Annotated in this window: 25 protein-coding genes; 19 read left to right on the top strand and 6 right to left on the bottom strand. The window is 43.3% G+C overall.

The annotated features are described in order from the left end of the window. Positions 1 to 17: 17 nt before the first annotated feature. Positions 18 to 299, bottom strand: a complete 282-nt coding sequence (locus tag B5X77_RS22440; RefSeq protein WP_079510117.1) for a hypothetical protein — start codon at positions 297 to 299, stop codon at positions 18 to 20. A gap of 105 nt (positions 300 to 404) precedes the next feature. On the opposite strand from B5X77_RS22440, the gene B5X77_RS22435 reads away from it, so the two are divergent. After that, entirely contained in the window at positions 405 to 1,121 is a 717-nt protein-coding gene (locus tag B5X77_RS22435; RefSeq protein ID WP_079510116.1) for a pseudouridine synthase, read from the top strand. 49 nt (positions 1,122 to 1,170) lie between these two features. On the opposite strand, the gene B5X77_RS22430 is transcribed toward B5X77_RS22435, so the two are convergent. Next, positions 1,171 to 1,392 carry a DeoR family transcriptional regulator gene (locus B5X77_RS22430; protein ID WP_079510115.1) on the bottom strand — a complete coding sequence of 74 codons (222 nt, stop codon included), beginning with the start codon at positions 1,390 to 1,392 and terminating at the stop codon, positions 1,171 to 1,173. A 465-nt stretch (positions 1,393 to 1,857) separates the two neighbouring features. Between B5X77_RS22430 and pepV the strand changes: the two genes are divergently transcribed. The 3 genes from pepV to speD all read left to right on the top strand — a co-directional run bounded on the left by pepV (position 1,858) and on the right by speD (position 5,200). After that, entirely contained in the window at positions 1,858 to 3,273 is a 1,416-nt protein-coding gene (gene pepV, locus B5X77_RS22425; RefSeq protein ID WP_079510114.1) for a dipeptidase PepV, read from the top strand. Between the two features lie 29 nt (positions 3,274 to 3,302). After that, the gene (dat, locus tag B5X77_RS22420; protein ID WP_079510113.1) at positions 3,303 to 4,157 is read left to right on the top strand and encodes a D-amino-acid transaminase; all 855 of its coding nucleotides are present in this window, start codon (positions 3,303 to 3,305) and stop codon (positions 4,155 to 4,157) included. A 194-nt stretch (positions 4,158 to 4,351) separates the two neighbouring features. Then, entirely contained in the window at positions 4,352 to 5,200 is an 849-nt protein-coding gene (speD, locus tag B5X77_RS22415; RefSeq protein WP_079510112.1) for an adenosylmethionine decarboxylase, read from the top strand. Between the two features lie 80 nt (positions 5,201 to 5,280). Here the strand turns inward: speD and cysK are convergent, their stop codons facing one another. Continuing rightward, positions 5,281 to 6,216 (bottom strand): cysteine synthase A, encoded by a 936-nt coding sequence (cysK, locus tag B5X77_RS22410; RefSeq protein ID WP_079510111.1) that lies wholly within the window; start codon positions 6,214 to 6,216, stop codon positions 5,281 to 5,283. Positions 6,217 to 6,437: 221 nt separating this feature from the next. Here cysK and thpR point away from each other — a divergent pair, with 221 nt between their 5' ends. From thpR to B5X77_RS22385, 5 genes are all read left to right on the top strand, one after another. After that, entirely contained in the window at positions 6,438 to 7,010 is a 573-nt protein-coding gene (gene thpR / locus B5X77_RS22405; RefSeq protein ID WP_079510110.1) for an RNA 2',3'-cyclic phosphodiesterase, read from the top strand. A 40-nt stretch (positions 7,011 to 7,050) separates the two neighbouring features. Beyond that, entirely contained in the window at positions 7,051 to 8,022 is a 972-nt protein-coding gene (locus B5X77_RS22400) for a hypothetical protein (RefSeq protein ID WP_079510109.1), read from the top strand. A gap of 72 nt (positions 8,023 to 8,094) precedes the next feature. Further along, positions 8,095 to 9,075, top strand: a complete 981-nt coding sequence (locus B5X77_RS22395) for a diacylglycerol/lipid kinase family protein (RefSeq protein ID WP_079510108.1) — start codon at positions 8,095 to 8,097, stop codon at positions 9,073 to 9,075. Continuing rightward, positions 9,062 to 11,197 (top strand): type I pullulanase, encoded by a 2,136-nt coding sequence (pulA, locus tag B5X77_RS22390; protein WP_079510107.1) that lies wholly within the window; start codon positions 9,062 to 9,064, stop codon positions 11,195 to 11,197. The genes B5X77_RS22395 and pulA overlap by 14 nt, the downstream gene beginning before the upstream one ends. A gap of 491 nt (positions 11,198 to 11,688) precedes the next feature. Continuing rightward, positions 11,689 to 12,462, top strand: a complete 774-nt coding sequence (locus B5X77_RS22385; RefSeq protein WP_079510106.1) for a phosphotransferase family protein — start codon at positions 11,689 to 11,691, stop codon at positions 12,460 to 12,462. Here B5X77_RS22385 and B5X77_RS22380 read toward each other — a convergent pair. Then, positions 12,455 to 12,745: a YtzH-like family protein gene (locus B5X77_RS22380; protein ID WP_079510105.1), complete on the bottom strand. Its 291-nt coding sequence runs from the start codon at positions 12,743 to 12,745 to the stop codon at positions 12,455 to 12,457. The two genes, B5X77_RS22385 and B5X77_RS22380, sit on opposite strands and share 8 nt — an antisense overlap. 147 nt (positions 12,746 to 12,892) lie before the next feature. Here B5X77_RS22380 and trmB point away from each other — a divergent pair, with 147 nt between their 5' ends. Both trmB and B5X77_RS22370 read left to right on the top strand, forming a co-directional pair. Next, the gene (gene trmB, locus B5X77_RS22375) at positions 12,893 to 13,537 is read left to right on the top strand and encodes a tRNA (guanosine(46)-N7)-methyltransferase TrmB (RefSeq protein WP_079510104.1); all 645 of its coding nucleotides are present in this window, start codon (positions 12,893 to 12,895) and stop codon (positions 13,535 to 13,537) included. 285 nt (positions 13,538 to 13,822) lie between these two features. After that, positions 13,823 to 14,662, top strand: a complete 840-nt coding sequence (locus tag B5X77_RS22370; RefSeq protein ID WP_079510103.1) for a YtnP family quorum-quenching lactonase — start codon at positions 13,823 to 13,825, stop codon at positions 14,660 to 14,662. Between the two features lie 32 nt (positions 14,663 to 14,694). Here B5X77_RS22370 and B5X77_RS22365 read toward each other — a convergent pair whose 3' ends face one another. Next, on the bottom strand, positions 14,695 to 15,009 hold the full coding sequence (locus B5X77_RS22365; protein ID WP_079510102.1) for a PepSY domain-containing protein: 315 nt from the start codon (positions 15,007 to 15,009) through the stop codon (positions 14,695 to 14,697). A gap of 200 nt (positions 15,010 to 15,209) precedes the next feature. Here B5X77_RS22365 and B5X77_RS22360 point away from each other — a divergent pair, with 200 nt between their 5' ends. The 8 genes from B5X77_RS22360 to murC all read left to right on the top strand — a co-directional run bounded on the left by B5X77_RS22360 (position 15,210) and on the right by murC (position 25,051). Next, entirely contained in the window at positions 15,210 to 16,283 is a 1,074-nt protein-coding gene (locus B5X77_RS22360) for a M42 family metallopeptidase (RefSeq protein WP_079510101.1), read from the top strand. A gap of 65 nt (positions 16,284 to 16,348) precedes the next feature. Continuing rightward, positions 16,349 to 16,858: a DUF84 family protein gene (locus tag B5X77_RS22355; protein WP_079510100.1), complete on the top strand. Its 510-nt coding sequence runs from the start codon at positions 16,349 to 16,351 to the stop codon at positions 16,856 to 16,858. Positions 16,859 to 17,033: 175 nt separating this feature from the next. After that, the gene (locus B5X77_RS22350; protein WP_079510099.1) at positions 17,034 to 17,537 is read left to right on the top strand and encodes a hypothetical protein; all 504 of its coding nucleotides are present in this window, start codon (positions 17,034 to 17,036) and stop codon (positions 17,535 to 17,537) included. Between the two features lie 244 nt (positions 17,538 to 17,781). After that, positions 17,782 to 18,096: a thioredoxin family protein gene (locus tag B5X77_RS22345; protein ID WP_079510098.1), complete on the top strand. Its 315-nt coding sequence runs from the start codon at positions 17,782 to 17,784 to the stop codon at positions 18,094 to 18,096. Positions 18,097 to 18,181: 85 nt separating this feature from the next. Then, the gene (locus B5X77_RS22340; protein WP_257391875.1) at positions 18,182 to 18,976 is read left to right on the top strand and encodes a DUF1444 domain-containing protein; all 795 of its coding nucleotides are present in this window, start codon (positions 18,182 to 18,184) and stop codon (positions 18,974 to 18,976) included. Positions 18,977 to 19,179: 203 nt separating this feature from the next. Continuing rightward, positions 19,180 to 22,314, top strand: a complete 3,135-nt coding sequence (locus B5X77_RS23105; protein ID WP_139378411.1) for a DNA translocase FtsK — start codon at positions 19,180 to 19,182, stop codon at positions 22,312 to 22,314. 83 nt (positions 22,315 to 22,397) lie between these two features. After that, a complete protein-coding gene (locus tag B5X77_RS22330; RefSeq protein ID WP_079510097.1) occupies positions 22,398 to 23,498 on the top strand; it encodes a nicotinate phosphoribosyltransferase in 1,101 nt (366 codons plus the stop codon). A gap of 251 nt (positions 23,499 to 23,749) precedes the next feature. Beyond that, positions 23,750 to 25,051, top strand: a complete 1,302-nt coding sequence (gene murC, locus B5X77_RS22325; protein WP_079510096.1) for a UDP-N-acetylmuramate--L-alanine ligase — start codon at positions 23,750 to 23,752, stop codon at positions 25,049 to 25,051. 44 nt (positions 25,052 to 25,095) lie between these two features. Here murC and B5X77_RS22320 read toward each other — a convergent pair whose 3' ends face one another. After that, complete coding sequence (locus B5X77_RS22320) at positions 25,096 to 26,211, bottom strand: aminopeptidase (RefSeq protein WP_079510095.1); 1,116 nt, start codon at positions 26,209 to 26,211, stop codon at positions 25,096 to 25,098. Positions 26,212 to 26,532: the final 321 nt, after the last annotated feature.

Raw genomic sequence — 26,532 nt, 5'->3', positions numbered from 1 at the left:
TCTTTTTATAATTCATCTTAATAGTAAAACTGCTGGCTGTCTTCCCGGATACCGAGGCGGCGCTCGATTCTGTCGATCCTTCGGTCAAGCCGGTCGATTTGATTGTTTAGTCTTTCTACCTGTCTCTCAAGGCGGTTAAGTCTTTGTTCAAATTGGCCAAAGCCGCCGCCAGGGAACCCGCCGCCAGGGAATCCACCGCCGGGATATCCTCCGCCAGGGAATCCGCCGCCAGGAGCACCTCCGCCGGGAATGCCAGGGGGCGGGATGTACAAGCCTTGTCCTTGCTGCCGATAATTCATTAGGGTCATCTCCTCATAATCTTTTGTGAATTATGATATTAGTCTATGTATGAAAAAAGGAAATGGAATGGGCATATGCCCATCTGAATTTAGGGGAGGTTCACAATGAGAATTGATAAAGTGCTTTCCAATTTGGGTTATGGAAGCAGAAAAGATGTGAAAAAACTTTTAAAAGATGGTGGTGTCAAGGTAAATGGAGTCATCATCAAGGATGCAAAGCAGCATGTGGACCCTGAAGCTGATGTCATTACGTTGAACGGAGAGGAAATCCACTATCGGGAATTTATTTATCTGATGATGAACAAGCCTCCTGGCGTTATTTCGGCTACAGAAGATAACCATGATGAGACGGTTATCGACTTGCTTGAAATGGAGGATTTGGTCTTTGAACCATTCCCGGTGGGCAGACTTGATAAGGATACCGAGGGCCTGTTATTGATCACCAATGATGGCCAGCTGTCCCACAGACTCTTATCTCCGAAAAAGCATGTCCCAAAAACGTATTTTGCGGTAATCGAGGGGGAAGTGACTGAAGAAGATATCGAAGCATTCAAACAGGGTGTCACGCTGGATGATGGTTATGAGACCAAACCTGGTGAACTTGTTATTTTGAAATCAGGCTTAACCTCAGACATAGAGCTGACCATCACAGAAGGGAAGTTCCATCAAGTGAAGCGGATGTTCCAGGCTGTTGGGAAAAGGGTCATTTACTTGAAGCGTCTATCAATGGGACCTCTCAGCCTGGATGAAACGCTTGAATTAGGAGAATACAGGGAACTGACTGACGAAGAATTGGAAATGCTGCAGAACTATGAAGTATAAAAAATCGCCGAGGATTTTCCTCAGGCGATTTCTTTCTAATAATGAGTTTTTAAGATGACATCTTTACTTTTTTCCGGGTCGTTGTCCATTTACCTCGGCTCGGACTTTTTACTAAGTCGTTATAAGCCAGGACATTCAAATCCCTCTGGATGGTTCGAGGAGTAATTCCGAATTCCTCTACAAGATCTTGAGTTGTGACAGTACCATTCTGACATATATACATGTAGATGGATTTGATGCGGTTTATCATCCGGTTAGTCGAAGGTTTCAAACAACCACTCCCTATCCTTTTTTAAACCCCTTTGTCATTTTCCTGCAACCGACAATGATTGAAGACGAATCCTCAAGTATGTAGTTTTCTTCTTTCCAGACAGCTCCTTTTGCGTCCATTTTAAAAAGGAAGTCATAAGATGTCCTACCTTTTGGACTATTTTACACTTTAAAAAAATAAAATTCCAGACTATTCACTGTTTTTTTATAAAAATTTAACAATTAGTATTCTTTTCCCTCCTTCATAAATGTTTATATACTTAACGTTATGGTGTTAAACAGGCTAAATATGACAGTTATTAGAAAATTAGAAAAAGTAGTTTGCGTCCAATAGTTTACGGAAGGCGGATGGAAGGAGTAAAATAGTATTCAAGTTTTTATGAGGGCATTTAAGGTCCAATAAGAACATCTTCTTGTTTAAGAGAAAAAAGACTTACATACAACTATAATTTGGAGGTTTTGGTCCATGACTTCAATCGAATGGAGTAAGGAAGTAGAGAAAAGAGAAGCGGATTTGATTAAAGATGCTCAAGACCTGCTGAAGATCAAAAGTGTTCTGGATGAGGAAAACAGCACTCCAGACGCTCCGCTTGGTGAAGGAGTAAAGGAAGCATTGGACTTCATGCTTCAATTAGGTGAAAAGGATGGATTCACCGCCAAAAATGTCGGAAATCTTGCCGGCCACCTTGAATTCGGACAGGGAGAAGAAATCGTCGGTGTTCTTTGCCATGTCGATGTAGTGCCAGAAGGAGATGGATGGTCGAGCGATCCTTATGGCGCAGAAATACGAGATGGGAAAATCTATGCCAGGGGTGCAATCGATGACAAAGGTCCGACAATGGCAGCATATTATGCTATGAAAATTGTCAAAGAATTGGGCTTGCCACTTAATAAGCGTGTAAGGATGATCATTGGCACGGATGAGGAAAGTAATTGGCGTTGTGTGGACCATTATTTTGAACATGAAGAAATGCCATCAATGGGTTTTGCTCCTGATGCCGATTTCCCAATCATCTATGCCGAAAAAGGAATCGCTGATTATGATTTAGTGTGCAAGGCATCAGGTATTGAAAAAGAAGGCTTTGATGCTGAGGTTATCGAATTTTCATCCGGCCGCCGCTATAATATGGTGCCGGATTTTGCGAAGGCGGTTCTGGCTGTGGAGCAAGGCCAGACAGATATCGTCCAGCGTTTTGATGAATTTAAAAGGAAAAATGACCTGGATGGCAAAGCGGTTGTCGACAGCGGCAGGCTTGTCCTTGAGCTTGAAGGGGTTTCAGCCCATGGCATGGAGCCGGACAACGGGAAAAACGCAGGCCTCTATATGGCGTCGTTCCTTTCTGAATTAAGCCTTGACGGAAATAGCGAAAAGTTCTTTCAGTTCACCGCTAAATTCCTTGGCAAGGACTCACGGGGAAGAGAATTGGGCGTTGCCTATGCAGATAATATCACCGGAGATTTGACGATCAATGTCGGCAAGCTTTCTTATACTCGTGAGAACGGCGGCCGTGCTGGCTTGAATATGCGTTACCCGGTTACAACCAACCTTGAAAAAACCAAGGAAACCTTACAGCAGGCAGTGGAAGCTGAGGGACTGGCCATCGAAAATTTCAGCAACTCCAATCCGCATCATGTGGATGAAAATGATTTTCTTATTCAGACGTTGAAAAAGGTTTATGAAGAACAGGTTGGTGAAAAGGCAGAACTTATTTCCATTGGCGGCGGTACCTATGCAAGGTCATTGAAATCCGGAGTGGCATTCGGCCCCCTTTTCCCTGGAAGACCGGATATTGCGCACCAGAAGGATGAGTATATGATTATCGAGGACCTTCTAAGAGCAACTGCGATTTATGCGCAGGCTATTTATGAATTGGCAAAATAAAAGAATTTGGATTCAAGGAGGGAAAGAGAATGGAATATGTAATTGTAGACGGTGAGGTTTTAGACAGGGCAGCTGCAAAGGTGGACATTGAGGACAGGGGCTATCAGTTTGGAGATGGTGTATACGAGGTCATCCGGGTATATAACGGCAAAATGTTTACTGGCATAGAGCATTTGAATCGGCTTGTGGATAGTGCAGAAAAGGTCAGGATGAAGCTTCCATACAGCCCAGAAGATCTTTTATCCAAAATGGAAGAGTTGATCAAGAAAAACGAATTGGACACTGGAACCGTATATATGCAGTTCACAAGAGGGACTTCTCCTCGTAACCATGTTTTTCCGGGCGGAGACGTGGCGCCAACCTTTGTCGCGTATACTCGCAAGGTTCCGCGTCCTGTCGATCCAATGGAAAAAGGGGTACGCACCATCCTTGATGACGATATCCGCTGGCTTCGCTGTGATATCAAAAGCCTGAACCTGCTTGGGAACTTGCTTTCAAAACAAAAAGCGGCAGAAGCAGGCTGTTTCGAGGCGATCCTTCATCGAGGAGAAACCGTTACCGAAGGCAGCCATTCCAATATCTCGATAGTAAAAGACGGCGTGATCATCACCCATCAGGCCGACAATTTCATTCTAAATGGGATAACGAGACAAAAGATGCTGGAAATCTGCAGGAATGAGGGCATTCCTGTCGAAGAGCGAGCTTATACACTTGAGGAACTTTCATCAGCACATGAAGTTTTCTCATCCGGTACGACAGTTGAAATTATGCCAATTATTGAGGTCGATGGAAAACCTGTCGGAAACGGCCAGCCGGGAGCCGTTACCAGGAACCTCCAAAACCTTTTCAAAGCAGAAATCGAACGTGAATGTGGTCAAATCTGACTCTGGGCCTGCAGCTAAAAAGCTGCAGGTTTTTTAATATGAAAAATAAATCGCATCTTCAATCCCTTTCGCATTTACCGCTTGCTTTGTTTTTTATTGGCAGGAATGGGTATCATAAAAATATTTAATCATCATACCTGCTTTTGTTCATAATTAGACAATGTACAGCAGAAAACCGAACAGGGGGAACGGAAATGAAATTCACACCTGAACAGCATATCGAACTGCATGGATTTAATAATCTGACAAAATCATTAAGTTTTAATATGTATGACATCTGTTATACGAGGACGAAGGAAGAGCGTGAAGCTTATATTGAATATATCGATGAACAGTATAGTGCAGAACGGCTTACCAAAATCCTTACCCATGTTGCAGATATCATTGGAGCGCATGTCCTGAATGTTGCCAAGCAGGACTACGTGCCCCAGGGAGCCAGCGTGACCATCCTCGTCTCCGAAGGACCGGTCGTCGAGGTTCCTGATGAAGCGTATGACGAGTCTCCGGGACCGCTGCCAGATAATGTTGTTTTGCAGCTGGATAAAAGCCATATCACCGTCCATACTTACCCCGAGTTCCATCCGGATGAAGGAATCAGTACGTTCCGTGCAGATATCGATGTATCAACCTGCGGGGAAATTACACCATTGAAAGCATTGAATTATCTAATCCATTCCTTCGAAACAGATGTCATGACAATTGATTATAAGGTAAGGGGCTTTACAAGGGACAAGGATGGAAACAAGCTTTTCATCGACCATGACATAAGCTCGATTCAAAACTACATCCCGCAGAATATTAAAGACCAATTTGATATGGTTGATATCAATGTCTATCAGGAAAATATCTTCCATACAAAGTGCAAGTTAAATGAATTCGATCTGGATAATTACCTTTTCGGCTACACTAAAGAATCACTGTCTCCGGAAGAACGGGAAGAAATCACTGAAAGAATTCAGGCTGAAATGGAAGAAATCGTATCAGGAGTGACACTTCATTCAGGTACGATTTTTGAAGAGGAAGACGAAGAGACGGAAAAATAACAAAAAGGCGTGTGGCTGATCATTCATCCACACGCCTTTAGTATTTAAAGGTTAAGAACCTCGTTTTGTAAAGTCAATAACTAATCCTCAAACCGGAATAAATCGCTGGAAAGATATCTTTCACCTGTATCGCATGCGATGCATATGACGACTTCATCTGGTTTAAGCTGCTTCGCGACATTGATTGCAGCGAAGCAGGCAGCACCTGATGATGGGCCAACAAGGATTCCTTCCTCCCTGGCAAGTCTTCTCGCAGTTTCATATGCATCCTCGTCTTCAATCTTATGAATTTCTTCATACACATCCTGATTGAGAATTTCCGGAATGAATCCTGGGCTTGTGCCAACAAGTTTATGTTTTCCTGGCTTGCCGCCTGACAGCACAGGGGATCCTGCTGGTTCAACAACATGGACGGCAAGGTCAGGGTACACCTCTTTCAGTCCCTCGCCTGTTCCGGTGATCGTTCCGCCTGTTCCAGCTGTGGCCACAAATGCACTAAGCGGCTTTTTCAGTTCTTCCATAGCTTCAATGATTTCTTTTGCCGTAGATTTTCGGTGGGCATCTGGATTTGCTTCATTTTCAAACTGCATCGGCATAAAGCTGTCTGGTATTTCCTTTAATAATTCTTCAGCTTTTTTTATGGCCCCGGGCATTTTATCATCTCCCGGTGTGAGAACGACTTCTGCTCCGTAAGCTTTTAACAGGTTGATTCTCTCCATTGTCATCGTATCTGGCATTACAAGAATTGCTTTGTAGCCCCTTGCGGCAGCATTCATCGCCAGTCCGATTCCCGTGTTGCCGCTTGTTGGCTCAATGATGGTAGAGCCGGGCTTAAGCTTTCCTTCGTTTTCTGCCTGGACAATCATGTTGAACGCAGCTCTGTCTTTCACACTTTTGCTCGGGTTGAAGTATTCCAGCTTGAGGTAAACGGATGCCCCGCCTTCAGGTGCCAGGCGATTTAATTTTAACAGCGGTGTTTCACCGATAAGTGATGCAATATCATTAACGACTCTCATGTGATAGCCTCCTTGAATGTGTTCGATTGCTTTAGTATTTCCATCTAAGTGAATAATTGATTATCAGCAATTGAAAAATAATGTTAACTATTCTTTATCATATAAAAAAAGACTATTCCTATCAACTTGTAGGGATTAGGAATGTTCATAAGGAATTTCTGCCAATATTACATGGCATTTGCTACAATAAATTCAGTGGACGAGAAAGGGGTATTTCAGTTATGGGACAGCATGCTCATTTTTTCTATGCTCTGGAGCTTCCTGGGGCGATAAAAGAAACTTTGACGGGCAAAGTTGACCGTCTGCAAGAACAATTGCCTTTTAAAACATGGGTCCATCCCCAGGATTTACATATTACACTTGCGTTTCTCGGAAATGCCCCTGAGGACAAGCTGATTGCTTCCAGTCAACGAATTGAGGCTGCGTTAAGCAAACAGTCTTCATTTGATATGAAAATTGACCATCTAGGCATTTTCGGCCGTAAGGAGAATCCAAGGATTTTTTGGGCGGGACTGGATGAATCCCCGGAATTGAAGGAAGTCAGAAATAATGTGTTTTCGGCATGCCAGGCAGCAGGCTTTACGCTTGAAAAGCGTCCGTTCAGTCCTCATATCACAATCGCAAGAAAATGGGTGGGGGAACAACCTTTTACTGCTGAAATTCTGGAGTCAGCTATCCCTTTTAAAAACGAACAAATTTCTTTTCATGCAGAGAGGGTCGTTTTATACAAGACCCATCTGGGGAAAAGTCCTAAATATGAATCAATCAAACAATTTGAGTTTGTTTCTCGCTGAAAATGCCAGCGAAAAGCATTGAATGAAGGCAGGTCAATCTATGGCACAATTAATAAAACTTCAAGATTATATATCACGTTATACTCAGGATATTTATCTCTATCCATCGAGATATGTCCGCCTGAAGAAAAAACAGTGGGAGGGCTTGAAGAATAGGTGGGAAAACGGTCATGAGCTACCTGTAAAAGAATTCAATAAGGAACCGGTCCAAGAAATTTCCGATTCCATCCTGGATAAAATCAAAAACAAAATCCGCCAGCCCGGTTCATTAAAAGAAGAGGATTTGATTCCCGAATACTCAAAAAAAGGGGGAAATCAGGACATGATGATGGATGCCGGTGCATTCAATTCAATCAGCAGAATAAAAACCGAGGAAGAGTTAAAGCAGCATTTTCTAGATGGCTTGCTGCCCTTCCAATTAAAGTGGGCGAGCTCGACATTGACGGAACGTTCCTTTGTCGCTAAAGAATTCATCCATGATTCGACCCTTAGATTTTTGCTGCAGCGCTTTCCAGATACTTACCTCATTTTATATAAGCCTATATTTTTACTGAAAAAAGCGCCTGTCGAAGCCGAGTTAGTATTGATTACTCCCGCTGCAGCCATTTGCATTTCCTTTGTTGAGGCTGAAGAGGATGCGGCTTTTGTTGGTTCAAAAGAACGGTTTTGGATCAAGAAAACGAAACGCAGAGAAACGAAAATCCTGAATCCGCTGATTGCACTGAACAGGACAGAGAAAATCGTTAAATCCCTTTTCGACATGTACGGTGTGGAGCTCCCTGTCCAAAAGCTGCTGTTAAGCAGAAATGGCTATTTCGATTATCCATTGCAGCCATATGGAGTTCAGTTCATCGATAAACGAAATTTTGAGGAATGGTTTATGGCCCAGAGAGGAATGAAATCTCCATTGAAGCATATGCAATTAAAAGCGGCACAGGTACTGCTTCAATTTTGCCAGACAACGTCGGTCAGGAGACTTGAATGGGAGAACATCCAGGGGGAAAAAAAATAACACCGCTTCCGAATATCGTTTGACAGATAGGTTACAAGATATATACCTAATAAATAGATAAAGGTTGATCATATGGAGAAACTTTATTTCATCGTCAATCCGAACGCAAAAAATGGGAGATGCAGGGAGATTTGGAGAAAGGTAGAGGCAGAGATGAAGGCCCAGGATATCCTATATCTCGCCTTTTTTACCGAATATAGCGGGCATGCAGAAGAAATCGCCGGGACAATAGCGCGAAATTTAAACGGCAGCCAGGCAATTATTGCGGCAGTGGGAGGGGACGGAACGCTGCATGAAGTGGTGAATGGGGCGGCAACCTATCCTAATGTTACGGTTGGATTTATACCGGGAGGATCCGGAAATGATTTTTCAAGAGGATTTTCCATTCCCAAAAAGGCAGCGGACGCCTTGTATTTGGTGGCAGACCAGAACCATTCTCACACAGCCGAAATTGACATCGGAAAAATTCAGCACAAGGAATTACAAGAAACCTACTTCATGAATAATATGGGTGTAGGCTTCGATGCAGCAGTGGCAAAGGAATCAAACGAGTCCTCAATGAAAATACTGCTGAACCGTGTATCCCTCGGCAGGCTGGTCTATGTCTATATTCTTATAAAAAAACTGCTCACTTTCCGCACCATCCCGATTGAAATAACAGTCGACGGCAAAGTGTTCCGATATGATCATGCATGGTTTGTAACCGTTTCAAATCAGCCCTACTACGGAGGGGGCATGAAAATAGCTCCCGCTGCATGTCCGGATGACGGAATTCTTGATGTCACTGTCGTTCATAGTATATCCAGATGGAAGCTATTGCTCGTTTTCATCAGTGTCTTCTGGGGGAAACACACGAACTTCAAGGAAGTTGAGCAATTTACCGGCAAGTCCATCACCATTTTATCCCCACAGGACGTCTTTGCCCATGCCGATGGAGAAGCGGTCGGGCATACACCATTAAAGATCCAGGCGTGTCCAAAAGCCTTAAGTATTTTAACAGGAAAAAACAATCCAGGGCATACCGAGGAGTTGAAAATAAATGATTGCCATTGAAAGGAAATTTTACGCCTATCTTGATCAAATGGATATAATTACTGTTTTGCTTCCTTATTCATATTTTGAAGGTGACTCGAATGAGTTCAGGCTCCAGGGAGAGGACGTTGATTTGCCTATGGCAATCCGGGATAAGGTATTCCTTGAGGATACAGTGAAATATATCTGTTTTACCAGTGTCAGGCCAGAAATAGGCAAACCCTATAAAATAATAGATGGGCATGGCGGTGAAACCGACCTCCAAATAGGAGCGGTCATCCGAACGGAGGAATTCGATACCTTATTTTTTTACGATGGAACGGACCTAGGGGTCAGCTATGCAAAAGAAAAGACAATTTTCAAAGTATGGGCCCCAACCGCTGCGAAAATCAGGCTGAAGCTATTCAGGGATGCTCAGCATAATCCTGAGTTTATTAATATGGAACGGGTTGAAAAAGGTATTTGGAGCATTACAGTAGACAGGAATCTGGAACTTTATCGCTATTCTTTCCTGGTCTGTTTCAATCTCGAATGGAGAGAGGCGGTTGATCCTTATGCAATTGCATTAACGGTCAATGGTGAATATGGTGTTGTGATCGACCCGGTCAAAGCGCGGGGGGCGAACAGTGATATTTCGCCAGTGAGCCGTCCGGTGGGTGCGATTATCTATGAAGCTCATATCAGGGACTTGACGATGCATCCAAACAGTGGAACAGCAAGGAAAGGGACGTATTTGGGCGCTGCTGAAATCGATACGAGGACTCCGATGGGGGAGATGACTGGGTTATCTTATATCAAGGAGCTCGGTGTCACTCATATTGAGCTTCTTCCATTCAATGATTTCGAAGGAGTTGACGAACTGGATCGAAGCAGTTCCTATAACTGGGGTTATAATCCTGTCCATTATAATGTCCCGGATGGAAGCTATGCGACGGACCCTGCAGATCCCTACAATCGGATCATTGAGCTTAAACAGCTAATCTCCGCAATACACAAAATGGGAATGGGTGTCATTATGGATGTGGTATATAATCACGTATACATTCGGGAAGATTCTCCTTTTGAAAAAATAGTGCCGGGCTATTATTTTCGCCATGATGACAATGGTCTTCCCTCAAATGGAACAGGAGTTGGGAACGATATCGCTTCTGAAAGGCTGATGGCTAGAAAATACATCGTAGACTCAGTGCTTTATTGGCTGCAGGAGTATCATCTCGATGGATTTCGTTTCGATTTGATGGGAATCCTTGATATCGAGACCATGGCAGCAGTAAGGAAGGCTGTGGCTGAGATGAAGCCAGATGTTTTGATCATCGGCGAAGGCTGGGATTTGAACACACCTCTCCCAGGCGACAGGAAAGCCAATATTGCCAATCAGGCAAAGCTTCCGGGGATTGGACAATTCAATGACTGGTTCCGGGATTCCATTAAGGGGAGTACCTTTAATACCTACGATAAAGGGTATGCTTTAGGAAATGATCGGTATCTAGAAGCTGCAAAACAGGTGATGGCAGGCAGTATTGGAATCGGCAAGCGGAACGGCTTATTCCTTCAGCCGGCCCAGTCTGTGAATTATATTGAGTCGCATGATAATCATACATTGTGGGATAAGCTGAAAATATGCAATTCCGACCAGGATGAAGCTATTTTGAAAAAACAGCACAGGCTGGCGACATCCATGGTTTTGCTGGCACAGGGAATTCCGTTTTTGCACAGCGGCCAGGAATTCTTCAGGACAAAAAAAGGGATTGGCAACAGCTACAGGTCTCCTGATGAAATAAACTGGCTAGATTGGGACCTTCGTGATGATAACCGGGATAATGTCGACTATATTAAAGGGATCATTGAAATACGGAAATCCAACCAAGCATTCAGGCTCGGGGACAGCGAGGAAATCCGCAGCAAGATGTCATTTTGGCCATTGCCTGCACCGTTGATGGGTTATGAAATAAAAGCAGAACAATGGGAAAAAATCATTGTTCTCATTAACCCCTCAATGGATCAGCAGCTGGTTGAACTTTCGGAAGAGGCAAAATGGAATGTCCTGGCTGACCATGAAAATGCGTCTGCAATGCCATTTCGCCATATAGAAGGAAATAAGGTCCTTCTGGAGCCATGCTCACTGTTTATTGCAGCAAAATAGCATGTTCCTTGAAATGATAACTTTTTCAAAATATTAATTTAGGGCTGTTGGGGTTGACGTACCGAGCCTATGGGGATAAAATTTATAAGATAGCTATTGTATGTATTTTTCTATCAATAGCTGTCTTTTTACTTTATAAAAATATTTGATTTCTTTACTATAGATTAGTGTCCAGCTCCCGCACCTAGCCCATCGAGAAGTTCTGCTCCGGCCCATGAAGTCAAAAGTGACTCAACTGGCCTGCACACGATGGGCTAGACCTGCCAGCCACAGGATAAGGAAAGCTTCGAAACGATGCATCACACGACCGAAAGCGATCGCTTTTGGGAGGACGTGGCGTTTTTTTGGCGGTATGTGTTTGCCGGGACTGACCAGGGCGCTTGCGCTTTTCTTATTTCCGATTATAGAAACAACAGTGAATTTAGATTTTAGAGAATCCATTTCCGGTTATTCAGCACAAGGGAAATAGTGATAAATGAAGGTGACTAACTTTGGAACATTTATTTGGACAGGATTGGGAGATCGTTCCTGCTGGCGGCGCAACCGGTGCTGCCTATTTTGCACAGCATGAAGAACAAAGGCTGTTTTTAAAACGAAATTCATCCCCTTTTCTTGCTGTACTCTCAGCAGAAGGAATCGTACCCAAGCTTGTTTGGACTAAAAGGTTAGAAAACGGAGATGTTATAACGGCGCAGCAATGGATGAATGGGAGTGAGCTGAAGCCCGGGGATATGAACAATGACCGTGTGGCCAAGCTTTTAAAGAAAATCCACGCATCAGACCCGCTTCTTGGGATGCTTACAAGGCTTGGAAAAAGCCCGCTGAAACCCGAAATGTTCCTGCATGCCCTTAAAGAGGACTTGGATGAGGAGCTTCGGTCGAAGCCGGCAGTCATTCAGGCCATGGATTTCCTTTCTGAAAACGTCAGCCATGTCGACTCTTCCGAAAAGGTTGTCTGCCATTGCGACGTGAATCATAACAACTGGCTGCTTACTGAAGACAACCAGTTGTATTTGATTGATTGGGATGGGGCGATGATTGCTGATCCTGCCATTGATCTTGGACTTCTCCTTTACTCATACATACCATTGGAGGAGTGGGAAGCCTGGCTGGACAAGTACGGCATCAGCCTGACGGAGAACCTCAGGCAGCGGATGAAATGGTATGCATTAGCCCAATCGCTTTCTTCGATTCAATGGCATAAAAACCAAAACCGCATTCCAGAGATGGAAAAGTGGATTGACTTTTTAAAGGCAATTATTTAATTTTCATCAAGAATTGACCGATATCATCGACCCACTGGGATAACTGATCACGATTAGTTTGGATATGATGTTCCAGATCTGAGGTATTGATGCCGTTCTGGCTATAGTGATAAACATCCTGAAGAATCGATTTGATATTTCCATCAACATTCGTGTTGACCATGAGCGATTTAATCAGGCGTTCCAATTGTTGGTACTCTGCAACCGATCCGCAGCAGTCAGTCTGCTGGTTGCTTAATATATCCTTTAATAAATTAACCTGGTCATGGTGGCTTAATGGCACAACGATCACCCTTTCTTTTAAAAGGAATTCACATATAGATTGTGGATTCCTTTTTACGTTTATGCAGCCAGGAGAAATTTCACCTTGAAAACAGCAGAGTTGCATGATATTGTTTGAAACGAATGAAAATAGTACAGGGGTGTCAGTATGAGACTAAGAAACAAGCCTTGGGCTAAAGATAAATTGCAGGAATACTCGAATTATGTGATCCAGGACCCTGAGCAGCAGCGGGGACAATGGGGCAAGGTTTTTGAAAAAGACCAGCCGCTCCATATCGAAATTGGTACTGGGAAAGGCCAATTCATCACGGGTATGGCCAAAGCTAATCCAGACATTAACTATATTGGGATTGAGTTGCAGGAAAGCGTCATTGTCAGCGCCTTGGACAAGCTGATTGAGGAAGAGCTTCCAAACTGCAAGCTGATGAATGTCAACGGTGCTGAGCTTGCCAAGTATTTCGAAAGCGGGGACGTCAGCCGGGTTTATTTGAACTTCTCCGATCCATGGCCAAAAACCCGCCATGAAAAAAGAAGACTGACGTTCAAATCTTTCCTTGAAGTTTATGAATCCATCCTTGTTAAAAATGGCGAGATTCATTTCAAGACTGATAATCAGGGATTATTTGAGTACTCACTGATTAGCTTTTCGCATTATGGCATGAAGCTGAACTTTGTCAGCCTTGACCTGCACAAGAGTGATTACGAAGGTAACATCATGACGGAGTATGAGGAGAAATTCTCCTCAAGAGGCAGTCGGATATACCGTTGTGAAGTGCAATTTCAATCTAAATAAGTAAGTTTGCGACCGGCCTTTTTGCCGGTTGTTTTATTTACTGGGAAAAATGAGCGGAATTTTCCAATTCGCCAATAAATGTGTGAAAATCGCCAATAAAAATTAATTTTCGCCAATAAAATCGGATTATCGCCAATAAAAATAAATGATCGCCAATAAATATGTGAACTCCGCCAATAAAAAAATTCACAAGTAAATCCATAAATAAAAGGACAAAGTGAAAGTTGAATTATTTAAAAATTTAAAATCCTAATGTTACAATCAAAAGAAAAAGGGGGATTGGCTATGGAAAACCTGGATTTGCGAAACGTGAAGCTCAAGTGGCTGAATGGCGGGGTAACCCACCTGGATGGCGGCGCGATGTTCGGGGTCGTACCGAAAGCGCTATGGGCTAGAAAATATGAAGTGAATGACAAAAACCAGATACAATTGAGGACCGATCCAATCTTAATCCAGGCAGAGGGAAAGAATTTCCTTGTTGAAACCGGGATGGGAAATGGGAAACTAAATGAAAAACAAAAGCGTAATTTTGGTGTCCTGGAAGAATCAAGTCTTGATGCTGAGCTGGAATTGCTAGGACTAACTGCTGCGGATATTGATTTCATCCTGATGACCCATATGCATTTTGACCATGCCTGTGGATTAACAAAAGAGGTGAATGGTGAACTGTCTTCCGTTTTTCCGAATGCAAAAATCATCACATCACAGATTGAATGGGATGAAATGCGCAATCCTAATATCAGATCCAAAAGTACATACTGGAAAGAAAACTGGCAGGGAATCGAACAACAGGTGGAGGCATTTGAAAAAGAATGGTCATATGGGCCGATTAAGATGGTACATACAGGGGGGCACAGCGATGGCCACTCCATTCTGTTGGTTGAGGATGAAGAGTCGACTATTGTCCATATGGCTGATATCATGCCGACACATGCCCATCAAAATCCGCTCTGGGTAATGGCTTATGACGATTACCCGATGGATTCGATTTTTGCCAAGGAAAAGTGGCTTGACTTTGGAATCAGCAGGGACGCGTGGTTCACATTTTACCATGATGCTTTGTACAGGGCCGTCAAGTTTGACCAGGAAGGAAAAATAACAGAAACAATTGAGCGAAAAAAATAGACCTGCAGCTGCAGGTCTGAATTTCTTAGGATTTAATTTAAAGGGTAGGCATCCAATATGGTTCCAGTCGCCGCGTCTGCGATAAACTCATATTGCTCGACCTCGCCGTTAACATTTCGTGAGATTCCGCCTTTGTAAACCTTGTATTCAATTGGCGTTTTGGAATAAGGTTCAACTGTCATATTGATCCATGAACCGCTGATGGGCCCGGATTTTTTAAAAGCGGCCTTTGCATCATTCAATACTTTTTCAGCTGAGACAGTTTCTTTTTGTGAAGCGAGTTCTTTTACAGCATATGCACCAGCCAGGCCGGCACCAACGCCGAGGATAAAGGCTTTCCAGTTCATAGTCGAGTACCTCCAAGGTTATATATGGAATTTCAGTTATCTTCATCATAACAAATCGCTATACAGGATTAAAGGATTATTGCCCCTCAGAAAAAGGTGCATGAAAGATTAAGACTGGCACGCATAGCGAATGTTCTGTAAAATGGAATGTATACATAATGTTTAGTAACCCTAAATTTTCATTGCGAAGGAGCAGTTAAATGAACGAGCAAACTTTAAGCCTGTTTAAAACATTGACAGAATTACCTGGTGCACCAGGCAATGAGCATGCAGTCCGCAAATTCATGCGTGAGCAGCTGGAACAGTATTCTGATGAATTGATCCAGGATAAATTGGGAAGTGTGTTCGGAGTAAAAAAAGGCAATCCGGATGGACCGAAAATCATGGTTGCCGGCCATATGGATGAAGTCGGTTTCATGGTGACTTCCATTACGAAAAACGGGATGATTAGATTCCAGACACTTGGCGGCTGGTGGAGCCAGGTGCTTTTGGCACAGCGTGTCCAGATCATCACGAACAATGGACCGGTTACTGGTGTAATCGGCTCGATCCCTCCTCATCTGCTCGATGAATCAAAACGGAATAAACCAATGGAAATCAAGAATATGCTGATCGATATCGGTGCAGATGATAAAGAAGATGCAATCAGAATCGGAATCAAACCGGGACAGCCAATCTTGCCGATCTGTCCATTCACCCCGATGGCAAACGAGAAGAAGATTCTCGCAAAAGCATGGGATAACCGTTATGGCTGCGGCCTGGCGATTGAATTGTTGAAAGAAACAAAGGACATCCAATTGCCAAATACGCTATACTCCGGTGCGACAGTCCAGGAAGAAGTCGGATTAAGAGGCGCACAGACTGCTGCGAATATGATTGATCCAGACATTTTCTTTGCGCTTGACGCAAGCCCGGCGAATGATATGTCAGGAGACAAAAATGAATTCGGCCAGCTTGGCAAGGGAACATTACTAAGAATTCTTGACCGTTCGATGGTCACTCATCGCGGCATGAGAGAGTTCATCCTGGATATGGCTGAAACACATGATATTCCTTACCAGTATTTTGTTTCCCAGGGTGGAACCGATGCTGGAAGAGTCCATACTTCCAATCAGGGAATCCCGAGTGCGGTCATCGGTATCTGCTCACGATACATCCATACAGCAGCATCCATGATCCATGTTGATGACTATGCAGCAGCAAAGGAACTGCTTATCAAGCTTGTTAAGGCAGCAGATAAGACAACAGTGGAAACAATCAAAAACAATAGCTAACCTACTCGAAATAAGGGGCAGATGACAACTGCTCCTTTTTCATGGAATGAAAGGCGGAAAAGCTTATGAAAGTGGCAATAGGTTCAAAAAATCCGGCAAAAATAAACGCCGTAAAGGAAGCATTTAAAGATACAGATGTTGAGATCATCTCAATCGATGCTGAATCGGGTGTGAGCGACCAGCCGATGTCCGATGAGGAAACCATCAGAGGAGCAGTCAACAGGGCAAAACAGTCTGCTGAAAAAGCAGAAGCTGAAATCGGCATCGGACTTGAAGGTGGTGTCCAGCAAACTCCATTTGGATTGATGCTTTGCAACTGGGGGGCATTGTCAGTAAAAGGAATGGACCCAATCATTGCCGGGGGAGCCAGGATTCCGCTTCCGGATGAAGTCGCTCAGCAATTATTGGCAGGGGCTGAGCTGGGCCCAGTAATGGACGAGTATTCCAGGAAACGGAATGTGAGAAGTAATGAAGGGGCCATTGGGATTTTTACAAATGGACAAATCAACCGCAGTGAAATGTTCACTCATGTCATGAAATTGCTCGCTGGACAATATGAATATAAAACTAAATGAAAAAAATGGACAGTCTTAATCGGCTGTCTTTTTAGGTTCAGAAAGGTTTCTCGACAAATTTCTGAAAAATGTCTTAATTTCCAACAAAAAACGCTTGCGAAGCCTTGTCACCAATCAAGCAAGAAAGGTATGATAGAAAAGGAGTGGTTAAGTCCTTAGCTAGGGGGAAAAAAGTATGATGAAGTTCAGAAGGGCATTTGGGCTTGTTATAGTAGGAGTATTTCTGCTGAGCGCTTGCTCTGCCTCATTTCCAGAACAAAAGGCTGAAATAAAAAAAGAAGTTGCGAATACATTAGAAAGCCAGCCTGAAAAACCAAACAATAGTGCAAAAGACATAGAATATTACTTGCCAGCAGATTATGAAGTTGAAGAGGAAACTCCTAATAACGTCTTATTCAAGGACGGATCGAAAACCTATATTCTTTTTTATAATCAACATGAAAAAGAAGACAGCAAAGTAGTTTATAACTCTACTGTTAAGCAGCAGAAAAAATGGGACGCGAATGAGACTTTCAGTAAAAACGGGAAATTCGGCTACATGCTGGTCAAGCAATTGAAAGAAAAAAACTATCAATTAATTGTCGGCATCGGCGGTGTCAAGCTGACCACTGAAACGGAAAATGTAAGAGAAGATGCCGAAGCAATGATGGAAATTGCGAATTCTGTAAAAGTAAAATAACTTTATGATGAAGCTGTCAGAAAGCTGAGCAAAACGATTCTGACAGCTTTTTGTTTTTAATAGGTGTCATAAATATTGGGGTCAGTCTGCTAAAGCTGTCAAAAAAAGAGCGGGATTATGACAGCATTTAAGATTCCTAAGCCAAAGCTGTAAGTAATAAAATTCAAACAGATTATTTTCTTTTTTTTCAGTGCATGGGTACAATAAGGAAAGTATAATGCGATATTTACCGGGAGGATTCAAAATGAAAACCTTGGAGTCAATGGAACAATTTGAAGCGTTGAAAAATGATGGAAAACATATATTTCTTTTTACGGCTGGCTGGTGCCCGGATTGCCGTGTGATTGAGCCAGTCCTGCCAGAAATCGAAAGCAAATACAGCGAATATGAATTCGTCTCAGTTGACCGGGATGACTTCATCGATTTGTGCATCCAGCTTGATGTCTACGGGATCCCAAGCTTTATTGGATATGAAAATGGCAAAGAGCTTGGACGTTTTGTCAGCAAGGACAGAAAAACGCAGACTGAAATCGAAAACTTCATTGAAGGTCTAGCATAATCGTTTCCCTCCATCTTTTGAGGTGGAGGGAAATTTCATGTAAAATGGGTTTCAGAAACTCCTTAAGAAATGGAGGGATTAGATAGTGGACAGCAGAAAAATGAGGAAAGAGCTTGAGAACCGACTTCAGCATCCTGACAGGACTTTTTCCTATGACCGGGAAAAAGATCAGTTAAGGATTGAAAATAAAAATACAGGAAGCGGCATTACAATCGCTCTTCCTGGAATTGTTGCCAAGTGGCAGGATCAGAAAGAAAAGGCGATTGATGAGGTTGTCTATTATGTGTCAGAGGGCCTGAATGCGATGGAAAGCCAGCTTGAGCTGTCAGGCAAGGAGAAGAAAATCTTTCCTGTGATTCGTTCGACGTCGTTTCCATCAGAAGCGGAAGAAGGAGTCCCTTTTCTCTATGATGATCATACCGCTGAAACAAGGATCTATTATGCTTTGGATTTAGGCGCTACATACAGGCTGATTGATTCGAAGCTTTTGAAAAAAGAAGGATGGACAGCGGGTCAGGTCCGTGAGACGGCTTTGTTCAATGTCCGTTCTCTTTCTGTAAAACTGAAAGAGGACCGTGTCGCAGATAATACCTTCTACTTCCTGAATTCGAATGACGGCTACGATGCAAGCAGGATTCTCAATACAAGCTTCTTGAATGAAATGAAGAAAAAGATGAAGGGGACGATGGCTGTGGCTGTACCCCATCAAGATGTATTAATTATTGCTGATGTAGAAAATAATACAGGCTATGATATAATGGCGCAGATGACAATGAGCTTTTTTGCAAGTGGAAGAGTGCCGATCACAGCCTTAAGTTTCCTATATGAAGATGGAGAATTGGAACCCATCTTCATTTTGGGAAAAACGAAAAAGGAATAAGCTCTATAAGATGAAAGCCCGTTATTATGGGCTTTTTTCCTTTTTGTACTTATGATGTAATGTTTTGTAAATAACTGAGCCGAAAGTTGATTCTTCTGGGAGAATTCTTCTCGTAAAAAATGCTCATTCTTTCAATTTATCTCGAAAAATATTGATTTACTGTTAAAATAAAGAATGAAATGCGAAAGAAAGAGTGATTTAAATTGAGTTGGATTAAAAGAATTTTTACGATGTTCCAAAATGACGATGATGAATTTGATGATATCGAGAAAGTACAACCTATTCAAAAACCATCCAAACAAACAAGTAATCAAAAAAAGGATATAGAAGCAAAGGTTTTATACCAATATCCTAAAGGGCAGTTCCGCTTTCCTTTGATTCCCGATGGTGAATCTGCTGCGGAGAAACCGAAAAAGGAACGTACCATAAAGGTTAGCCCTGTTGAAGAAATAAAGCCGTTCATTAATGAAAGAGGATCGTTAAGGTTTAAAGGTGACAGCCTTCCTCAAAGGGATTCCTTCTCCAAACCAGGACGGGAGTCTGCCAGTCCTGCCCAGGACACCTTTGTATCAGAACGGGCAAGGAAAGCGAAGGAACCGCTGAAGCCTGCTGGAGCAGAGGAATCTGCAACGAAGTTCCGTTATGAACCGAGAAAGGACATTGGACCGAAATTCAGGCAGCCGTTCAAGCCAACGGAAATCCCTTCACCAATTTATGCATTCAACAGGCCGCCTAGAAAAGAACCGGAACAAAAGAGCCATGAAGAGGTGGAGTATGAACTGACTGGGTTTGAAGGAGCACAGGAAAACCTGGGTGCAGAATCTATTCAAAGGGATAAAGATTTTATTCAGAAAGAGACGATACGGCAGGAAAATCCAGATTCTAAAGAAATGCCAGAGCAAAATCAAAATCTAAAAGATAACCTTTCAGAAACGCTGGACAACGCAGCGCCTGAGGATGAATTGAAGCAATTTGACCTGGAAACAGAAACACTCGATTTAATTCTTAGTGACCATTCAGAAAAAGAGATTGGTAGTTTTATTCCAGAAAAAGAGACCCCCGATGAAGGCGTTGCAGAAAAAACAACGGCAGAAAATAGGATAAGCGAGACCAATGAATTAACAGCAAACGTCCAGGATGAAGTATTATTACCTGAACCAAGCCAGGCAGGAAGTGACCCCCAGCAAGTCTATGAAGGAGCAGAGATTTTTGGCCATCTTGTTGAAGATGCTGAGGTAATAGATTGTGATCAAACCCAGACAGAAGCAAAACAAGGCGACTCTCTGCTCATTTTTGAAGAAGAGGATTCTCAGCTAATAGAGACTAAACTGCACGAGGCTGAAGAGGACAAATCTTATCAAAAAATTATTCATCCAGGTGAGTTGGAGGATATCAAGATATCCGAGCACTCCGGTGAATCGGCTCAGAGTACTGACAATGAACCTGATCAAATGGAAGAGGAAAAGCAGAAAGAACCGAAAAGGCAGCTTCCTTTCAACGTGCTGATGCTTAAACAGGACAAGAGGAAATGGGAAAAGCGTAACATGTCTAAGTATCCTTCTTTCATGACAGAGGGAAAAGCTGACGCACCGAACCAATCCAGGGAAATAAAGCATGAAACTCATTCAGTTGCAGTAAGTGAAGATTCATATCCCGAAGCTGCTCTTTCGGAAAAAAGAGTACTGCCGTCAGTTGCCGAGTCTAATGTCAGTGAAGCGGAACCTGTTGCACAGAAGAAAGCTTTTACACCAGTGCCAAATCCAGAAGCAACATCATCGGAGCCGGGATTTATAGGTCAGCAAGAAGCCCCGCAGGAGGAAGTCCTTATATCTGCTCCTAAAGTGGACAGTCTGCCTGGAATCAAAGAGGCCGTTCGAGTTCCGGAAGTTAGTACAGAAATCCATCCGGCAGCGGTTTATGAATTCCCGCCGCTTGAATTGCTAAATCCGCCCGTCTTTAAGGCGCCGGATCCAGAATGGATTTCAGAACAAGAGCAGATGTTAAACGATACTTTAAGGAACTTCAATGTGGGCGCAAGAGTGGTCAACGTGACGCAGGGACCATCTGTTACCCGTTTTGAAGTACAGCCGGAACCTGGTGTGAAAGTAAATAAAATAACCAACCTGTCAGATGACATCAAGTTAAGTCTCGCCGCGAAGGACATCCGGATTGAAGCACCAATTCCAGGTAAGCACACAATCGGAATCGAGGTGCCTAATCATTCAAGCAGGCCCGTGCTGTTAAGTGAAATTTTACAGACTGCTGGGTTCATGGACATTGAGTCTCCTTTATCGGTTGCCTTAGGGCTGGATATTGCGGGGAATCCGATTGTCACTGACCTGAAGAAGATGCCGCACGGTTTGATTGCCGGTGCTACCGGATCAGGAAAGAGTGTCTGCATCAATACAATGCTGGTGAGCTTGCTTTATAAAGCCCATCCAGATGAGGTAAAGCTTTTGCTGATTGACCCTAAAATGGTTGAATTAGCTCCATACAACCAAATTCCTCACCTCGTTAGTCCGGTTATTACGGATGTTAAAGCCGCGACCGCATCGCTCAAATGGGCGGTAGAGGAAATGGAACGTCGTTATGAATTGTTTGCACATACTGGTGTCCGTGATATAAACCGATTCAACGAGCTTGCTGAGAAGCATCGCAGATTCTCCCACAAACTGCCTTATATCGTTATTGTCATCGATGAGCTGGCAGATTTAATGATGATGGCACCTGCGGATGTCGAGGAGGCTATTTGCCGGATTGCCCAAAAAGCCCGGGCTTGCGGTATCCATTTAATCATTGCGACACAGCGGCCTTCTGTAGATGTCATCACTGGCCTTATCAAAGCAAATGTTCCTACGAGGATTGCATTCTCTGTTTCATCACAGGTCGATTCAAGGACGATCATTGATATAAGCGGTGCCGAAAAGCTTTTGGGCCGCGGAGATATGCTGTTCCTTGAAAATGGGTCATCCAAGCCTTTCCGACTGCAAGGGACCTTTGTGACGGACAATGAGATTGATGACATTGTTGCATTCGTGAGGGAGCAGCGTGCACCTGAATACTTGTTTGAACAGGAAGAACTCTTAAAGAAAGCCCAGGTAACTGATGACGAAGATGAGCTGTTCTATGAAGCCTGTGAATTTGTCATCGATCAGGGTGGCGCTTCAACATCAAGCGTCCAGCGCCGTTTTAAAATCGGCTATAACCGTGCGGCAAGATTGATTGAAATGATGGAACAGCAGGGTTTCATTTCAGAAGGACGCGGCAGCAAGCCAAGGGATGTCTTGATTACAGCGGAAGATCTTGAAGCTCTCCAGGAAACTAGTACATTCAATTAATAAATGGTATTCTTTATTTGCATGTACTTATAATAAGGATAAATGACTATTGAAGTTGGTTTGTTATTGAAGGAGCTTTTTGGATGAAGGAAATCGAATTGAAAATGCAGGGGAAAATCAGCCGCCTGACCAATCATACATTTAAATTTGATGAAAGGATTCGGGATGGCTGGTTTTCAGCCGTGTATTTTCTAAAAACTCGAGAGTTAGTAAAGAAATACCATGAAGACAATATCATCACAATGCAGTTTTTCCAGAAGGATGAGGCAGTTCTGTGCGGTACAGATGAAGTGATCGCACTGGTAAAAACATTTTCAGACCGTCCTGAGGAACTTGAGATTTACTCACTAAAAGACGGAGATAAAATCTCACCGTTTGAAACGGTCCTGACCATCACAGGTCCTTACCAAAGCTTTGGCTATCTGGAGGGAATCATTGATGGCATCCTCGCCAGAAGGACATCAGTGTCCACGAATGTTTATAATGTCGTAAAAGCAGCCAGCTATTCCGGCAGGCAAAAGCCGGTGATCTTCATGGGTGACCGTGATGACCACTATACGACACAGGCCGGAGATGGCTACGCTGCCTATATAGGAGGAGCGACGGCCCAGGCAACCCATGCGATGAACGAATGGTGGGGCAAGCATGGGATGGGCACGATGCCACATGCCTTGATCCAGATGTTCGACGGAGATATCGTGGCCGCAACCCATGCTTATCATGAAACTTTTCCGAACGATGATTTGATTGCTCTTGTGGATTATAATAATGATGCGATTACTGACTCATTGAAAGTCGCAAGGGCCTTTGGCGAAAAACTGAAAGGTGTCAGGGTTGATACTTCCCGCACCATGATCGATCAGTATTTCCTGAGGAACCAGCACTTGCTTGGCACATTTGATCCACGGGGTGTAAACGCTGAATTGATTTTCGGTCTAAGAAAAGCCCTCGATGATGAAGGATTTAACCATGTTAAAATTGTAGTGAGCGGCGGCTTCAGTGAAAAAAGGATCCTGGAGTTTGAAAAGCAAAATGTACCCGTCGACATGTATGGAGTAGGCGGCAGTCTTTTGAAAATGAAAATTGGTTTTACTGGGGACAACGTTATGTTGAATGGAAAACACCAGGCTAAATCGGGCCGCAGGTACAGACCGAACGCTCGTCTTGAAAAAGTCGAATTTTGACACATTTAATCTCTTCCCGAAGTTTAAAAGCGACTGATTAAGGGAAAAAGTACTTTTATCTGTGATTACGGTAACAAAAAGAATGAAACTGTGTTATTTACCGTAATGATGTTATAATGATTCAATACATGGAAGATAGATGCTATCCCGTTGGCTTTAGCGCCGGATTATTCAAGAAAGCCGGCCAAATAGCAAAACAGGATATCTGTCATATACTGTGTTACATACAGACGTTGTTGGAGGTTCTTTATATGACTATTTACCATTTTGTAGGTATAAAGGGGTCTGGAATGAGTGCATTGGCTCAAGTTCTCCATGATATGGATTATCAGGTACAGGGCTCCGATTATGATAAGCACTTTTTTACCCAGGTGGCCCTTGAGAAATCTGGAATAAAGATCCTTCCGTTTAATAAGGAAAATATACAGCCTGGGATGACGATCATTGCCGGCAATGCATATCCGGATACCCATGAGGAGATTCAGGAAGGAATGAAACTTGGCCTTCCAATCATCAGGTACCACCGTTTCCTTGGCGATTTCATGCAGAACTTTACGAGTGTCGCAGTCACAGGAGCACACGGCAAGACTTCGACTACAGGGTTGCTTGCTCATGTGATGAGGGGAGCCAACCCGACATCATTCCTGATTGGCGATGGAACCGGCAAGGGTGACAGGGATGCTCAATACTTTGTATTCGAAGCATGCGAGTATCGGCGCCATTTCCTTTCCTATTTCCCTGATTATGCCATCATGACCAATATCGATTTTGACCACCCGGATTACTTTGCCAATATCGAAGACGTATTCTCTGCATTCCAGGAAATGTCATGGCAGGTCAAAAAGGGTATTTTCGCATGTGGTGACGATGAACAGCTTCAAAAAATACAGGCCAAGGTGCCGGTTGTATTTTATGGCTTTGGGGAAGAAAATGATTTCCAGGCTCGAAATATCGTTAAATCCACCAGTGGGACTACCTTCGATGTTTTTGTCCGGAATACTTTCTATGATTCGTTCTCGATTCCGTCATTTGGCGACCATAATGTGCTTAACTCTCTTGGAGTAATTGCTTTATGCCATTATGAAAATATCGACTCGAAAGTTATCCAGGCACAGCTTGAAACTTTCGAAGGGGTGAAAAGAAGGTTTTCCGAAAAGAAGGTTGCGGACCAGATCATTATTGACGACTACGCACACCATCCTACAGAAATCAAGGCAACAATCGATGCGGCAAAACAGAAGTACCCTGACCGTGAAATAGTTGCAGTTTTCCAGCCGCACACCTTCACAAGGACCCAGGCGTTCCTGAATGAGTTTGCGGAAAGCTTGAATGAGGCCGATAAAGTATATCTATGCGAAATCTTCGGTTCTGCCCGTGAGATTCATGGAAAACTATCGATTGCCGATCTAAAAGAGAAAATTGACGATGCTGAAATTATCACTGAAGATCATACATCATTGCTGAAGGAGCATGACAACGGAGTCATCCTGTTTATGGGTGCAGGCGATATCCAGAAGTTCCAGGAAGCATATGAAAAACAGTTACAAGTATAAAGGAAAAGGATGCGGCCAAATAGGTCCGCATCCTTTTTTAGGTTTTATTTAAGGTTCTCTGGATTCAATCCTTCCAGTTCCGGGATGACAAATCGTCCGTCTTTTCGGATCAGTACGTCATCGAAGTAAATCTCTCCTCCGCCGTATTCAGGGCGCTGGATATTGACCATATCCCAGTGGATATTGGAATGGTTGCCATTGAATGCATCATCATAACATTGTCCAGGGGTGAAGTGGAAGCTGCCATCGATTTTTTCATCGAACAGTATGTCCTGCATAGGGTGCTGGATATATGGGTTTACGCCAATCGCGAATTCTCCGATATATCGTGCTCCTTCGTCCGTATCGAAAATCTTGGTGATTCGTTCTGTATCATTGGCTGTTGCTTCAACAATTTTTCCATCCTTGAAGGTCAGCTTCACATTTTCGAAGGTGAATCCCTGGTATGGAGATGGAGTGTTGTAAGTGATTACGCCATTGACTGAATCACGGACAGGTGCTGTATAAACCTCGCCATCAGGGATGTTCAGTTCACCGGCACATTTAACAGCCGGGATATCCTTGATTGAAAAAGTCAGGTCAGTCCCTGGTCCAGTAATTCTGACCTTGTCGGTGCGATTCATCATTTCTGCCAGGCTGTCCATTGCCTTGTCCATTTTGCCATAATCAAGGTTGCAGACATTGAAGTAAAAATCTTCGAATGCTTCCGTGCTCATTTTTGCAAGCTGTGCCATTGCTGAATTCGGATATCGAAGGACAACCCATTTTGTTTTTGGAACACGAATGTCCCTATGTACCTTCTTGCCAACTGTATTGCCGTGGATTTTCATTTTATCAGCCGGGACATCCGCATGTTCGCTGATGTTATCACCTGAACGAAGCCCAATATATGCATCCATTTTACTCATTACGTTTGCTTCGAAGTCAGCAATCATGTCGAATTGTTCCTGCTGCGCACCCATTAGCAGGGCACGGTCCACCTGATGGTCCTTTAAGGAAACGAATGGATAGCCACCCGCCTCGTAAGCTTCTTTTACCAGGGCCGTAACAAGCTCACGTTGAAGGCCGAAGTTTTCGATCAGGACTTTTTCACCTTTTTGCAGCTTAACGGAATAATTGATCAGGTTTTTGGCCAACTTCTGAATACGAGGGTCTTTCAAATAAATCACTCCTATATATGTAAAATAAACCACACAACCATATTGTAACCGAAACGCTATAATTTGTGCTTTTTTTCAATGTAAGTCTTTCAAAGAAGTTCATCGTTCTTTTGCAAGCTTTGAGTGAAGGGTGAAAATGTCATTACCCGGGCAACCTGTCAAAGCAGTCCTGAATCTAGACTGGCAGAGTATCGAAAAGCTGCCTAAAAAATTGATATAGGTCGAAATGGAAAAGGGCAGTTCCTGTTGAATCCTATTCATCATCATTTTTACGGTGTTCTTGATCCTTAATTTATTTTTCTGCTGGCTTTTCACCGTATA

The sequence above is a fragment of the Mesobacillus jeotgali genome (assembly GCF_900166585.1).
Lineage (GTDB): Bacteria > Bacillota > Bacilli > Bacillales > Cytobacillaceae > Mesobacillus > Mesobacillus jeotgali_A.
This window is presented reverse-complemented; position numbering and strand designations above follow the sequence as displayed.